Consider the following 13889-nt stretch of genomic DNA (forward strand, 5'->3'; position numbering starts at 1 on the left):
ATCAGGCTCCCGCTGCCGCTCGGGCCGCGTGCGGTGCCGCCGCGGCGATCGTTTCCAGTGCCAGGTCGTCGATCGCCGTCGAGACGAACCACGACTCGAAGGCGCTCGGCGGCAGGTAGACGCCACGGGCCAGCATGGTGTGGAAGAACGCCTTGAACGCGGCCGCGTCCTGGGTCTTCGCGGAGTCGTAGTCGACGACGTCGGCGTCGGTGAAGAAGATCGAGAACATGTTTCCGGCGTACGAGAGCCGGTGCGCGACACCCGCGGCGCCGAGCGCATCGGAGCACAGCGAGCCGATGGTGCCGGCCAGCTCGTCCAGGCGCTTGTAGGCGGCCGCGTCGGCGAGCCGCAGCGAGGTCAGGCCGGCGGCGCAGGCCAGCGGGTTACCGGAGAGGGTGCCGGCCTGGTAGACCGGGCCGGCCGGGGCGAGCCGGGACATGATCTCCCGGCGGCCGCCGAACGCCGCGGCGGGCAGGCCGCCGCCCATCACCTTGCCGAAGGTGAACAGGTCGGCGTCGACCGGGTGGAGCCCGGCCCAGCCTCCGGCGGAGACCCGGAAGCCGGTCATCACCTCGTCGATGATGAGCAGCGCGCCGTGCCGGTGGGCGATCTCGGCGAGCTTGCCGTTGAAGTCGTCGCGCGGGGTGACCACGCCCATGTTGCCCGGGGCCGCCTCGGTGATGATCGCGGCGATCTCGGCGCCCTCGGACGCGAACGCCGCTTCGACGGCGGCCACGTCGTTGTACGGCAGCACGATCGTCTCGCTGGCCGCCGCACCGGTGACACCGGGCGAGTCGGGCAGGCCGAGGGTGGCCACGCCGGAGCCGGCCGCGGCCAGCAGCGCGTCCACGTGGCCGTGGTAGCAGCCGGCGAACTTCACGATCTTCGACCGGCCGGTGTATCCACGGGCCAGCCGGATCGCGGTCATGGTCGCCTCGGTGCCCGAGTTGACCAGCCGCACCTCGTCGATCGGGGTCCGGCGGACGATCTCCTCGGCCAGGTCCACCTCGCCGGCGGTGGGCGTACCGAAACTGGTGCCCAGTGCCGCGGCGCGCTGCACCGCCTCGATGATCTCGGGGTGTGCGTGCCCGTGGATGAGCGGGCCCCAGGAGCAGACCAGGTCGACGTAGCGGCGCCCGTCCACGTCGGTGAGCCACGGGCCGCTGCCCGAGGCCATGAACCGGGGCGTCCCGCCGACCGCGCGGAACGCACGCACAGGTGAATTCACCCCGCCGGGCACGATGGCCTGGGCGCGGTCGAACAGGGCCTGGGAGACCGGGGCATCCTCCGGGTACGGAAGATCCGCGGCGGGATATGTCGTGGTCACAGCGGTCCCCATTCTGTCAGCGGCATGGAACGAGTATTGCGAGAGGGTTGTTCACATCACCGGATGATGTCCTGCGAGCGCACGGCCTGATGGCGCCAGACGGGCCGATATACCCCGAAGAGGATAGGCTGAGCCGCGTGGAGCGTCCCGAGCTGTCCATCACGGTTCAGCGCACCCCGGACGAGGTCGTCATTCAGCTCGCCGGGGAAATCGATGTGCTCACGGTCACCGAGCTGGCCGCCGTCGTCAACGAGGTCCTGGCCGAGCCGCCGACCCGGATCGTGCTGGACATGGCCGGCGTGATGTTCTGTGACTCCCAGGGTCTCGGCACGCTGGTGGTGCTCAGCCGCAAGGCGCAGCACACACAGGTGGTGCTCGCGCTGGTGAATGTCGGCGACTTCCTGATGCGTGTGCTCGACATCACCGGGCTCCGATCCGCCCTGATGATCAGCAGCAACACCTGACCGGCCGGCCGTCAGGGCTGTCTCAGCGGCGCCGAGACAGCACCCACAGCCAGCCGGAGCCTGTGGATAACGCTGTGGACAACCTCAGCGGAAGTCGCCGCTGACGTTCTCGGTCACGTTCGCACCGGTGGTCGCGGTCGCGGCGTAGGAGTCCCCGTTCGCGTCCCGCCCGCCGGTGGCATGGGTGTACCGCGCGTAGAACGTGTAGGTCCCCGGTTCCAGGGTGTCGCCGGAGGACAGCACGAAGCGGTAGACCGCCGTCCCGGGCTCCTCGGTGACGGTGCTGGTCACGCTCGCGCCGGGCACCTGCTGGCTGCCACCGCGGGCGGTGAGCCCGTCGGTCTTCGCGATCCGGATCGTCACCTCGAGGGCGGTGAGCCGCTCGCCGGTCGTCACCGTGACGACGCTGCTGGCCTGGGAGTCGCCGTCCGGGGCGACCGAGCCGTCCGCCCACAGCGCGCTCTTCGCCGGGGCCACGCCGCTGGTGGCGACCGACGGGCTCGGCGACCGGCTGGGCGGCCGGGACTTCGGGGTCCGGCCGGGGACGGAGCTCGGGTTGCCGGTCGGGCCGATCGCGCTGGAGGAGGCCACACCGCTCGGGGTGGGCCCGGCCGTGACCGTCACCGAGGGGGTGGGCCCGGGAGCCGGGTCGCCGTCACCGGCGACCGCCCACTGCGCGAAGCCGCCGCCGCCGAGCACCGCGGCGACCGCCACGGCCGCTCCGGCGATCCTCAGCCGGGGGCGTTTCGCGACCTGGTTGCGCATGGCGGTCCGGGTGATCCGGTCGAGCATCGCCTCACGGTCCGGCCGGTGCGCCGCCGCCTCGGCGCGCAGTGCCGCGCGCAGCTCAGGTTCGATGAGCGTCATCGCGCCGCCTCCCAACCGTCGATTCGGGCCAGGGCGACATCGGCACCCTTCGGTTCCTTCGGCCGTGGCCGCCGGGCAGAGCCTCCCGGCGGCCACGACGATCACTTGAAGGTGATGTCGGACTCGTTGTAGATGCAGTTGACGCCGTCCGCGCCGGTGCCGATCTTGGTCGGCTCCTTGCCGGAGCTGTTGCCGGTGAACTTGACGCAGATGTCCAGGCTCTTCTTGCCGACCACGGTGACCTTGGAGATCGTGGCGGTGTCGCCGTAGTTGGTGTTGATGCCGACCAGGCTGCCGGCCGGGGCGGTGGCGACCACGTTCTGCAGCACGACGGCGCGCCTGTGCTGCGTCGAGCAGTTGCCGCACGACCGGTACAGCTTGCCGAAGTCCTCGACCTGGAAGTTCTTGATGGTCAGCGTGCCGCCGCCGTTGTGCTGGAAGACCTTGTCGTCCGCACCCTTGGCGCCGCCACCGTCCACGGTGTAGGTGGCCGAGGCGCCGCCCTTGAAGGTGGCCGCGTCCTCACCGACGTTCTCCCACCACACGTTGATCAGCGTGCAGGAGCCGGAGCAGTGGATGCCGTCGGCGGCCGGGGCGCCGAGGATGACGTTCTTCAGCACCGCGCCGTCGGCCAGCTTGAAGATCGGGTCCTGCGACTCGTCCTGGGAATCGCTGCCCAGGTCGCCACTGCCGAAGTAGCGGATGTTGCCGCCGTCGAGCGTGCCGGACACGGCGATGGTCGCGGTGACCGCCTTCTCCCCGGTCGCCGACGGCCACGCGGTGCTCGTGCCGGTGGCGGTCGGGGTGGCGGTGGCCGTGGGGGTCACGGTGGCGGTCTTGGTGGCCGTCGCGCTCGCGCCCGGCGAAGCGGTAGCCGTCTTGGTCGCGGTCGGGGTCGCCGTGGCCGTCCTGGTGGCGGTCGGCGAGGCGGACGCGGTGGCCGAGGAGGTCGCACCGGCGCCCAGTGCGGCCACCGAGACGTCGTCGAACTCGGCCGAGGCGTAGCTGGTGACCAGGCCGATCCGGCCGGTGCCGGCGAGCGAACCGGTGCCGGAGGCGACCTGGGCGCCGTCCAGGTAGCCGGTGACGGTGCTGCCGGAGACATCCACCTTGAGGGTGTGCCACGCGGCCGGGTCGCTCACCGCGGCCGAACCGAGGCTGGTGACAGTGCTGCCCTTCACCGCCTGGAGCTCGGCCCTGCCGGCCGAGGTCAGGGCGAGCCGGTACATGGTGGAGGACCCGCTGGCCCGGGCCGCGACACCGGCCAGGCCCCGGCGCAGGTCGAGCCCCTTGACCTTGGCCTCGACCGAGTAGTTGGTCCAGGAGGTCTCACCGGCGAAGACCCGGGCGAGCTCGCTGTCGGCCTTGGCCTGCTTGTAGACCTTGGAGCCGTCGGAGACCACGGACCAGGTGCCGCCGGACTTGGACCAGTTGCTCGCGCCGCTCTCGAAGTCGTCGCCGAAAAGGGTGCCGGCCGAGGCGGACGGGACGAGGACGGCGACCAGCGCGGTGACGGCACCGGCCGCACCGGCCGCGCCGAGGCCCATGACCAGACGACGGCGACGCCGGCTCGGGGTCGCGCTAGGCATTGCGTGCCGCATGTTGCTCCTACTCACGGGGATGAGGCCACCGTCAGGGACGGTGGACGTCGCGCATGATCAAAGCGATCACGCCCCGGTAGTGGCGCGGCTGCCCAGCAAGGTTGTCCTTAGTGACCCACGTCACATAAAGCTCGGGTTCAGTCCCCCCAGCGGGCCTTTTCCAGCAGGTCGAGCGCTTCGGCGGCGGCCTGCTCGCCACCGGCACGCAGCACCCGGGCGGCCTCGTCGACCGTCCCGGTCAGGCGGTGCCACTGCGCCTCCCGCTCCTTCGACGCCTCGGCCTGCGCCTTGAGCTGCTGGTTCTTCACCCACAGCTCGACGAAGATGGAGACCTTGGCGCGGAGCACCCACGGGTCGAACGGCTTGGTGAGGTAGTCGACGGCGCCCACGGCATAGCCCCGGAGGGCGAGCTGGGCGTCCCGGTCGGCCGCGGTGAGGAACAGGATCGGCACGTGCCGGGTCCGCTCACGGCGCTTGATGTGGCTGGCCGTCTCGAACCCGTCCATGTTCGGCATGTGCGCGTCCAGCAGGATCACCGCGAAATCGTCGGTGAGCAGCTGTTTGAGCGCGGCCTCCCCGCTCTCCACGGCCACCGCCGTGACAGGCAGGCCCTGGAGGATCGCCTCCAGAGCCAACAGGTTGTCCCGCCGGTCATCGACCAGCAGCGCCTTGGCGCGCTCACCCACACCTATCACCTCACCCAAGGTCGTGCCGTCTCAGCCGTGGTCCGGCTCGGTCGTGCCGTGGTTTACCCAGCGGGCCATCAGCTCGATGAGCTCGTCCAGGTCCACCGGTTTGGTGATGTAGTCACTCGCCCCGGCGGCGAGGGCCGACTCCCGGTCCCCGGGCATCGCCTTCGCTGTCAGGAAGACTACCGGTAGGTCCCGGAAACGCTGATTGCGCCGGATTCCCCGGGTCGTCTCATAACCGTCCTGGTCCGGCATCATCGCGTCCATCAGCACGATGTCCACCTCTGGATGTTCGGCCAGGATCCGCACGCCGTCCACCCCGTTGTCCGAATAGAGGACGTGCAGGCCCTGCATCTCCAGGGCGCTGGTCAGGGCGAAGACGTTGCGCACGTCGTCGTCGATGATCAGTACGGTGACGCCCTCCAGCTTCCGGCCGGCCGGCGTCATCACGGGCTTCTCCTCGACCCGCGGCGGCATCTCCATCAGCGGCATGTCCAGCGACGCGGCCGGGCGCACCGAGATCGCCTTGGCCGGCACCGACGGCAGCGCCGGCATCGGGATCACGTCCGGCACCAGCGCCTCGGGCATGTAGAGGGTGAACGTCGACCCCGCACCCGGCTCCGAGGACACCGTGATGGTGCCGCCGAGCAACGCCGCGAACTCCCGGCTGATCGACAGGCCCAGGCCGGTCCCGCCGTACTTGCGGGTGGTGGTGCCGTCGGCCTGCTGGAACGGCTCGAAGATGATCGCCAGTTTCTCGTCCGAGATGCCGATGCCGGTGTCGGACACCGCGAACGCGACCACCTGCCGGGCCGCGTGCAGCGACGCCGGCGCATCGACATCGGAGTCGAGTTCGGCCGAGAAGATGCTCAGCGTGACCGAGCCGTTGTCGGTGAACTTCACCGCGTTCGACAGCAGGTTGCGCAGGATCTGCTGCAGCCGCTGCGGGTCGGTGACGATCGACTCGGGCAGCTCGGGCGCCACCGCCACCCGGAACTCCAGGCCCTTGTCCTCCGCCTGCGGGGAGAACGCCTGCTCGACGTAGCTGCGGATGCCGTCGAAGTCGACCACGTCCGGTTCCACGTCCATCCGGCCGGCCTCGATCTTCGACAGGTCCAGGATGTCGTCGATCAGCGACAGCAGGTCGGAGCCGGCACTGTGGATGGTCTTGGCGAACTCGATCTGCTTGCCGGACAGGTTCTGCTCGGTGTTGTCGGCCAGCAGCCGGGCCAGCAGCAGCAGCGAGTTCAGCGGGGTCCGCAGCTCGTGACTCATGTTGGCCAGGAACTCGGACTTGTACGTGTTCGCCCGGGACAGCTGCTGCGCCTTCTCCTCCAGGCCGAGCCGGGCCAGCTCGATCTCCCGGTTCTTCAGCTCGATGTTCGCCTTCTGCTCACTGAGCAGCTTCGCCTTGTCCTCCAGCTCGGCGTTGGTGCGCTGGAGCTCGGCCGACTGGTCCTGCATCTCCCGGGCCAGCCGCTGCGACTGGGCGAGCAGCTCCTCCGTACGCCGGTTGGCCTGAATGGTGTTGAGAGCGACCCCGATCGTGGCGACCAGCCGCTCCAGGAAGGTCAGATGCAGCCCGTTGAAGGCGGCCACCGACGCGAACTCGATCACGCCGAGCATCTCGCCCTCGAACAGGACCGGCAGCACCACCAGGTCGTTCGGCGGCATGGCGAGCAGGCCGGAGCGCATGGTGAGTATGCCGTCGTGGGTGGCCCGCACCCGGATCGTGCGGCGCGACACCGCGGCCTGGCCGACCAGTCCCTCGCCCGGGCCGAAGATCACCTCGTGGTCGCGGGCGACGTAGCCGTACGCCGCGGCCAGCCGCAGCCGGGTCGTCGCCTCCTCGTTGTCGACCAGGAAGAACGCGCCGAGCTGCGCGTCGACCAGCGGCGTCACCTCGGTCATGATCATGCGGCAGACCTCGCCGACGTCCCGCTGACCCTGGAGCAGGCCACCGATCCGGGCCAGGTTCGAGTCGAGCCAGCCCTGCTCCGCGTTCGTCTTCGTGGTGTCGCGGAGCGTCACGATCATCTGGTTGATGTTGTCCTTGAGCTCGGCCACCTCGCCCTGCGCCTCGACCGCGACGCTCTGGGTCAGGTCACCGCGGGTCACGGCGGTGGACACCTCGGCGATGGCGCGCAGCTGGATGGTGAGGGTGGAGGCGAGCTGGTTCACGTTGTCGGTGAGGTCCCGCCAGGTGCCGGAGACGCCCTTGACCTGGGCCTGACCGCCGAGCTTGCCCTCCGAACCCACCTCACGGGCCACCCGCGTGACCTCGTCGGCGAACGACGACAGCTGGTCCACCATCGTGTTCACGGTGTTCTTCAGCTCGAGGATCTCGCCGCGGGCGTCGACCGTGATCTTCTGGCCCAGGTCACCGTTGGCGACCGCGGTGGAGACCTGGGCGATGTTACGGACCTGGCTGGTCAGGTTGGACGCCATGTAGTTGACGTTGTCGGTCAGGTCCCGCCAGGTGCCGGCCACGCCGCGCACCTGCGCCTGGCCACCGAGCTTGCCCTCCGAACCCACCTCACGGGCCACCCGCGTGACCTCGTCGGCGAACGAGGAGAGCTGGTCGACCATGGTGTTCACGGTGTTCTTCAATTCGAGGATCTCGCCCTGCGCGTCGACCGTGATCTTCTGCGACAGGTCACCCTTCGCGACGGCCGTGGTGACCGACGCGATGTTCCGCACCTGGCTCGTCAGGTTCGACGCCATCGAGTTGACGTTGTCGGTCAGGTCCCGCCAGGTGCCGGCCACGCCGCGCACCTGCGCCTGACCGCCGAGCTTGCCCTCCGAACCCACCTCACGGGCCACCCGCGTGACCTCGTCGGCGAACGACGACAACTGGTCCACCATCGTGTTCACGGTGGACTTGAGCTCGAGGATCTCGCCACGCGCGTCGACCGTGATCTTCTGCGACAGGTCACCCTTCGCGACGGCCGTGGTGACCGACGCGATGTTCCGCACCTGGCTCGTCAGGTTCGACGCCATGTAGTTGACGTTGTCGGTGAGGTCGCGCCACGTACCGGAAATGCCTTTGACCTGGGCTTGCCCGCCGAGCTTGCCCTCCGAACCGACCTCCCGGGCGACACGCGTGACCTCGTCGGCGAAGGAGGAGAGCTGGTCGACCATGGTGTTCACGGTGTTCTTCAGCTCGAGGATCTCGCCGCGCGCGTCGACGGTGATCTTCTGCGACAGGTCGCCCTTCGCGACGGCCGTGGAGACCTGGGAGATGTTGCGGACCTGGGCGGTGAGGTTGGCGGCCAGCTGGTTCACGTTTTCGGTGAGGTCGCGCCAGGTGCCGGAGACGCCACGGACCTGGGCCTGACCGCCGAGCCGGCCCTCGGTGCCCACCTCGCGGGCCACCCGGGTCACCTCGTCGGCGAACGACGACAACTGGTCCACCATCGTGTTCACGGTGTCCTTGAGCTCCAGGATCTCGCCCTGCGCGGCCACCGTGATCTTCTGCGACAGGTCGCCCTTGGCCACCGCCGTGGAGACCTGGGCGATGTTACGGACCTGGCTGGTCAGGTTGGACGCCATCGAGTTCACCGAGTCGGTGAGGTCCTTCCAGGTGCCCGCCACGTTCGGCACGTCGGCCTGGCCGCCCAGCTTGCCCTCGGTGCCCACCTCGCGGGCCACCCTCGTGACCTGCTCGGCGAAGAGCCGCAGGGTGTCGGTCAGCCCGTTCATGGTGTCGGACAGCTCGGCCACCTCGCCGCGCGCCGAAACGGTGATCTTCTGCGACAGGTCGCCGCGGGCCACCGCGGTCGCCACCTGGGAGATCGACCGCACCTGGTGGGTCAGGTTGGACGCCATGGTGTTCACCGAGTCGGTGAGGTCCTTCCAGGTGCCGGCCACGCCCCGGACATCGGCCTGACCGCCCAGCTCGCCCTCGGTGCCCACCTCGCGGGCCACCCGGGTCACCTCGTCGGCGAACGACGACAGCTGGTCCACCATCGTGTTCACCGTCCGGCCGATCCGCAGGAACTCGCCCCGCAGCGGCCGCCCGTCCATCTCCAGGGCCATGTGCTGGGACAGGTCGCCCTCGGCCACCGCCACGATGACCCGGGAGATCTCGGTCGTCGGCCGGGCCAGGTCGTCGATCAGCGAGTTCACCGAGCGGACGCTGTCCGCCCAGGAGCCGTCCAGGCCCTCCTCGTCGAGACGCTCGGTGAGCCGGCCGTCGCGCCCGACGATCCGGCTTATCCGGCGCAGATCCAGGTTCTGCCGCTCCTGGAGGGAGACCACCTCGTTGAAGGCCTCCGCCACCGCCCCGGCCATGCCACCGCGCCGGGGCAGCCGCACCTTGAGATCGCCGCGTCGCACACGGCGCAGCGCATCGGCGAGCTCACCGAGTAGAACGGTCTCGTCGGGCACGCCGACGCTGGCCTCTTTCGCCGCAGTCATGCTGTCCTCACTCGCTGTCTACCGCCGGGGCTCCCTATCCTCTCTCGCCCTACCGGGTCAATGCGAGAGACGACTTTGTGCATACACCCGTCCACGGGAGAGGATGCATGGGTGCCAGCCGAGGTCGGAACCAGGACGAGCATCCCTACCGGTGCCCCGTCCGAGGCGCTGGTGCGCCGGACCAGGTTGCCGAACGACCGTCGTACCCCGGCGGCGGCCCGCGCACTCGTCCGTTCGGTGCTCGAGGAGACCGGTCTGGTCGGCCTGCTCAACGAGGCTCTGCTGCTGACCACCGAGCTGTCCACCAACGCCGTGGTGCACGCCAACACCGAGCTGGAGATCGAGGTGACCGCCGACCCGGGCGGGCTCACCGTGACCGTCACCGACTTCGCCCCCGGCCCCGTCGAGCAGCTCGCCGTCGGCCCGCGCAACGAGTCGGCGGAGATCGGCGAGGTCGCCGAGCGGGGCCGCGGCCTGCTCCTGGTCGACCATTTCGCCAGCCGCTGGGGCACCGTGCACGAGGGCGACGGCAAGGGCGTCTGGTTCCGGCTCGACCAGCGCGACGACGCCGGCGTCCCGGTCCGCCTGCCCAGCGTCGCCGAGACGCCCAGCCTGGGCGCGCTCACCGGCCTGCTGCGCAGCGGCTCCGACCGGCACTCCGAGGAGGGGCTCGCCGATCTCGCGGCCGACCTGCTGTCCCGGCTGGCCCGGCTGACCGGCGCGGCCGGCGGGGTGGTGCGCCTGGACCGGGGCGACGGGATGGGCCGTCAACTGCTGGCCCGGTACGGCCGGGCCCCCCGGGACAACGCCGACACCATCCGGGTGCCGTTGACCGTGCAGCGGCCGTACTCGGGGGAGCTGGAGCTGGACGCCGCCCCCGAGGGGTACGCGCTGGCACTGGGCGCCATGGTCGCCGAGCGGTTCTCCCTGCACCTGGAGAACGACCGCCTGCGCCGCGCCGACATCCGCCGGCAGACCTGGATCACCTTCCTGGCCGAGGCCAGCGAACTGCTCGCCCAGTCCCTCGACGTGAACCTGACGATGGCCCTCATCCCGCAGCTGGTGGTGCCCCGGCTGGGCCAGTGGTGCGCGGTGCACACCACCGACGCGTGGGGCCGGCTGCAACTGGCCGCCGCCACCCACGCCGACGAGTCGGCGCTGGCCGAGTTGCACACCACACTGGCCGAGACCGGCCCGGAGTCGCTGCTGGCCCGGCTGGAGGAGGCGTCCCGGCTGGGCACCCAGGTGATGTTCGGCTCGCCGCTGGAGGGTTACGCGCTGCCGCTGGTCGCCCGGGGCGCCCGGCTCGGCACCCTGGCGGTCGGGCGGCACCCGAAACACCGGCACGACGCCGACGAGGTGGCCGTCCTGGAGGATGTCGCCCGGCGGGCCGCGCTGGCCATAGACAACGCCCGGATCCACGACGAACGGCGTACTGTCGCGCGCACCCTCCAGGCCTCGCTGCTGCCGCCGGCACTGCCCCGGGTGGAGGGCATCGGCTTCGCCGCGGAGTACGTTCCGACCGGCTCCGAGGTGGGCGGCGACTTCTACGACGTGGTCCCGTTCGGCGCCGACCAGTGGCTCGTGGTGGTCGGCGACGTGTCCGGCAAGGGCGTCCAGGCGGCCACCGTGACCGGCCTCGTCCGGGACGTGATCCGGATCCTGGTCGACGACGGCAAGGCGCTCACCGAGATCCTGCACCGGGTCAACCGCACACTGGTGCAGCGCGGCGGTGGGCGGTACTGCACACTCGCCATGGCCTCGGTCACCCGGCTACCGGGCGGCGTCCTCAGCGTCTGCCTGCACCTGGCCGGGCACGACCGGGCCGTGCTGGTCCGCTCGGACGGCCGGACCGCCTTCGTCGGCGAGGGCGGGACCGCACTGGGCCTGCTGGAGACGATCACCTCGCCGGACGTTTCGATCACGCTGGGCTCCGGCGACTCGCTGATCTTCTACACCGACGGGGTCACCGAGCGGCGCCGCGGCCGGGAGCTCTTCGGCTCGAGCCGGCTGCGTGAGTCGGCCGCCCCACTGGCCGGCTATCCGGCCGACGTGATGGCGGCCCGGCTGCGGTCCACGACGATCAACTTCTCGGTCGAGGAGCCGCGCGACGACATCGCCATCCTGGTGTTGCGCAACGACGCCTGATTCCTGTCGTACCCCGGTGGCAGGGTCGGTGCCATGAAGACGCGTCACTGCACCGCCACCACGATCGACGGTCACCGCGCCGAGGCGGACGACATGAGATCCGAGATGTGAGAGTCGGTCCCGCCCGGTCCCGCGTTGGAGTACGGTGTGGGACCCCGCGGCGTGCTTTCCCGCAGGCCGGGGCGCCGGGCCGGTGACGGTGGCGGGCTGGGTGCGGCAACGCCCGACCCGCCACCGGCACCCCGCCCTGCCCTTCCGGCACCCCGCGCAGCCCTTCCGGCACCCCGCCCTGCCCCTCCGGCACCCCGCGCACTCACCCCGGCCCGCGCACTCACCCCTGCCCCGCCCACTCACCGCGGCGCCTTCCGCGGCCGGGCCGGTCGCGTCCGGCGGCCTAGCCGATCCGCCCTTTTTGTCGCCGGAGCCGTGGCATGGTGATGGTCATGGCGAAGACGCAGTACTACACCGCCACCAGCATTGACGGCTACATCGCCGACGAGAACAACTCGCTGGAGTGGCTCTTCGAGGTCGACGAGGGCACCGAGAACCCGTTCGGCGAGTTCTTCGAGGGTGTCGGTGCGTTCGCCATGGGCGCGACCACCTACGAGTGGATCCTGGAGCACGACAATCTGATCGAGGAGCCGGAGAACTGGCACGACATGTACGGCAACGTCCCGTGCTGGGTCTTCACCCACCGCGACCTGCCGCTGGTGCCGGACGCCAACATCTTCATGATCAGTGGCGACGTCCGCCGCGTGCACGAGGCCATGATGGTCGCCGCCCAGGGCCGGAACGTCTGGCTGGCCGGCGGCGGCAACCTGGTGGGGCAGTTCGTCGCCGAGGGCCTGCTCGACGAGATCATCCTCGGGATCGTGCCGGCCATCCTCGGCAGCGGCGTCCCGATGCTGCGCCACCGTCTGCTGGTCAACGACCTGGTCCTCACCAACATTCGTGAGGTCGGGCAGTTCGCCTACCTCACCTATGCCGTCGGCGATGTCGCCCGGCTGGGCCGCCACCTGGCCTCCGAGGTGGTCACCCGGATCCCCGTGCTCCACTGACGCCCGCGGCCCACGACGAGAGCCCGCGCCTCCGCCGCTGCTCGGGCAGCCGCCGATCTTGGACGTTTCGCCACCGGGCGCGGTGGTCAATCGCCCAAGATCGCCATAAGGGTCGTCAGAGGAGGTCCGTTGGGCGGGCCATCTCCATCTGGGCGGCCAGCTCGGGTGGCGCGGTCAGCACCACGACGCGGCCACCCCGGCCCAGTAGCACCTGCTTCAGGGCGACCACCACATCGCCGATCCTCGCCGCGCTCAGCCCGCGGGGCAGCACGGCGTGGACCACCCCGGCGCCCGCTGAGCCGCGGACCGGGACGGGCAGGCCGACCACGTCACGCAGCGTGTAGCCCACCGAGTGCAGGTCGCGGGACCGCACCCGGATCCGCAGCACCACATCGGAGACGCCGAACGAATACCGGCCCCACCACTGCGGTGGCTCCGCCCGGATCACCGCCCGCGGGCCGAGCTGCCGGGCCAGCCGCCCGGCGCCGGTGGCGACCCCGGCGGCCGGGCCTTCCAGCAGCAGCGCGAGCGTGCCCGTGCCGGCAGCCGGCAGGTCCACCTCGACCCCGCTCAGCGCGAGATCCTGCGTCACCACCTGCGCGACCAGCTCACCGACCTCGGTCGGCGTCGACACCGGACGGGTCACCCAGCGCCGGGCCTCGGGCAGATCCTCCAGCGGCAGCAGCGCCGCGGTGAGCACCTCGCCGGACGGCCCCTCCCACTCGGCCGTCTCGGCGAATCGCCCGGCCGAATCCACCAGGCTCACGCTCAGCGCCTGCCCGGCCGGCCCGCCGAACCGGTGCCGCAACGGGCCCGACTCGTTCATGGCCAGCACGCCGCCGATCGTGGCGCCGGGTGACGGGGGGTCGAGGGTGAGCCGGCGGCCGTGTGACCTGAGCACGGCCTGCGCCGCCTCGACCCGGGTGCCGGCCGCCACGATCGCGGTGGCGCCGTCGTGATCCCACATCCCGTTGAGACGGCCGGTGTCGATGACGAGATCGGGGTGCTCCCCACCCCTACCCCAATGGAATTTGCTCCCGGAACCGCGCGGCCGGACGCTGAGCCCGCGCTCGACGGCGATGTGGAGAAGCTCGGCGACCGAGCGTGGGGTGGCCGGGGAGGCGACGAAGCCGGCGCCGGAGTCGTCCGGCCGGCCGGCGCGGGCAGCCCCGGGACCACAGATCGACTCGAGCTCGGCGAGTATGGAACCGCTCACCCCGATGCCTCCCCACAACGAAGATCGTCCACTCTGGCACATCGTACACATGTTCGAATGGACGAGGTCCGTGTGTGTACTAAATCCGGCCGGTAACGTG

At 70.7% G+C, this 13889-nt stretch carries 9 protein-coding genes; 3 read left to right on the top strand and 6 right to left on the bottom strand.

Features of this window, described 5'->3' with window-relative positions; genetic code table 11:
- Position 1 precedes the first annotated feature (1 nt).
- Positions 2–1339: a glutamate-1-semialdehyde 2,1-aminomutase gene (gene hemL / locus KZ829_RS29035; protein ID WP_220147080.1), complete on the bottom strand. Its 1338-nt coding sequence runs from the start codon at positions 1337–1339 to the stop codon at positions 2–4.
- Positions 1340–1464: 125 nt separating this feature from the next.
- Between hemL and KZ829_RS29040 the strand changes: the two genes are divergently transcribed.
- Positions 1465–1791, top strand: a complete 327-nt coding sequence (locus tag KZ829_RS29040; protein ID WP_220147081.1) for an STAS domain-containing protein — start codon at positions 1465–1467, stop codon at positions 1789–1791.
- An 84-nt stretch (positions 1792–1875) separates the two neighbouring features.
- Here the strand turns inward: KZ829_RS29040 and KZ829_RS29045 are convergent, their stop codons facing one another.
- From KZ829_RS29045 to KZ829_RS29060, 4 genes are all read right to left on the bottom strand, one after another.
- Complete coding sequence (locus KZ829_RS29045) at positions 1876–2658, bottom strand: hypothetical protein (RefSeq protein WP_220147082.1); 783 nt, start codon at positions 2656–2658, stop codon at positions 1876–1878.
- A 101-nt stretch (positions 2659–2759) separates the two neighbouring features.
- The gene (locus KZ829_RS29050; protein WP_246636414.1) at positions 2760–4247 is read right to left on the bottom strand and encodes a pectate lyase; all 1488 of its coding nucleotides are present in this window, start codon (positions 4245–4247) and stop codon (positions 2760–2762) included.
- A gap of 149 nt (positions 4248–4396) precedes the next feature.
- The gene (locus KZ829_RS29055) at positions 4397–4945 is read right to left on the bottom strand and encodes a response regulator (RefSeq protein WP_183225961.1); all 549 of its coding nucleotides are present in this window, start codon (positions 4943–4945) and stop codon (positions 4397–4399) included.
- 30 nt (positions 4946–4975) lie between these two features.
- A complete protein-coding gene (locus KZ829_RS29060; RefSeq protein WP_220147084.1) occupies positions 4976–9367 on the bottom strand; it encodes a hybrid sensor histidine kinase/response regulator in 4392 nt (1463 codons plus the stop codon).
- A 111-nt stretch (positions 9368–9478) separates the two neighbouring features.
- Between KZ829_RS29060 and KZ829_RS29065 the strand changes: the two genes are divergently transcribed.
- On the top strand, positions 9479–11515 hold the full coding sequence (locus KZ829_RS29065) for a SpoIIE family protein phosphatase (protein ID WP_220147085.1): 2037 nt from the start codon (positions 9479–9481) through the stop codon (positions 11513–11515).
- Between the two features lie 443 nt (positions 11516–11958).
- Positions 11959–12573, top strand: a complete 615-nt coding sequence (locus KZ829_RS29070; RefSeq protein ID WP_220147086.1) for a dihydrofolate reductase family protein — start codon at positions 11959–11961, stop codon at positions 12571–12573.
- 115 nt (positions 12574–12688) lie between these two features.
- On the opposite strand, the gene KZ829_RS29075 is transcribed toward KZ829_RS29070, so the two are convergent.
- Entirely contained in the window at positions 12689–13789 is a 1101-nt protein-coding gene (locus tag KZ829_RS29075; protein ID WP_308285706.1) for an FAD-binding oxidoreductase, read from the bottom strand.
- Positions 13790–13889: the final 100 nt, after the last annotated feature.

Source organism: Actinoplanes hulinensis (assembly GCF_019429605.1).
Lineage (GTDB): Bacteria > Actinomycetota > Actinomycetes > Mycobacteriales > Micromonosporaceae > Actinoplanes > Actinoplanes campanulatus.

What these genes read in the sequence shown, in the direction of transcription:
- KZ829_RS29045 (WP_220147082.1), bottom strand. Translation starts at nt 2,658, where the DNA reads ATGACGCTCATCGAACCTGAGCTGCGCGCGGCACTGCGCGCCGAGGCG.
- hemL (WP_220147080.1), bottom strand. Translation starts at nt 1,339, where the DNA reads ATGGGGACCGCTGTGACCACGACATATCCCGCCGCGGATCTTCCGTAC.
- KZ829_RS29060 (WP_220147084.1), bottom strand. Translation starts at nt 9,367, where the DNA reads ATGACTGCGGCGAAAGAGGCCAGCGTCGGCGTGCCCGACGAGACCGTT.
- KZ829_RS29050 (WP_246636414.1), bottom strand. Translation starts at nt 4,247, where the DNA reads ATGCCTAGCGCGACCCCGAGCCGGCGTCGCCGTCGTCTGGTCATGGGC.
- KZ829_RS29070 (WP_220147086.1), top strand. Translation starts at nt 11,959, where the DNA reads ATGGCGAAGACGCAGTACTACACCGCCACCAGCATTGACGGCTACATC.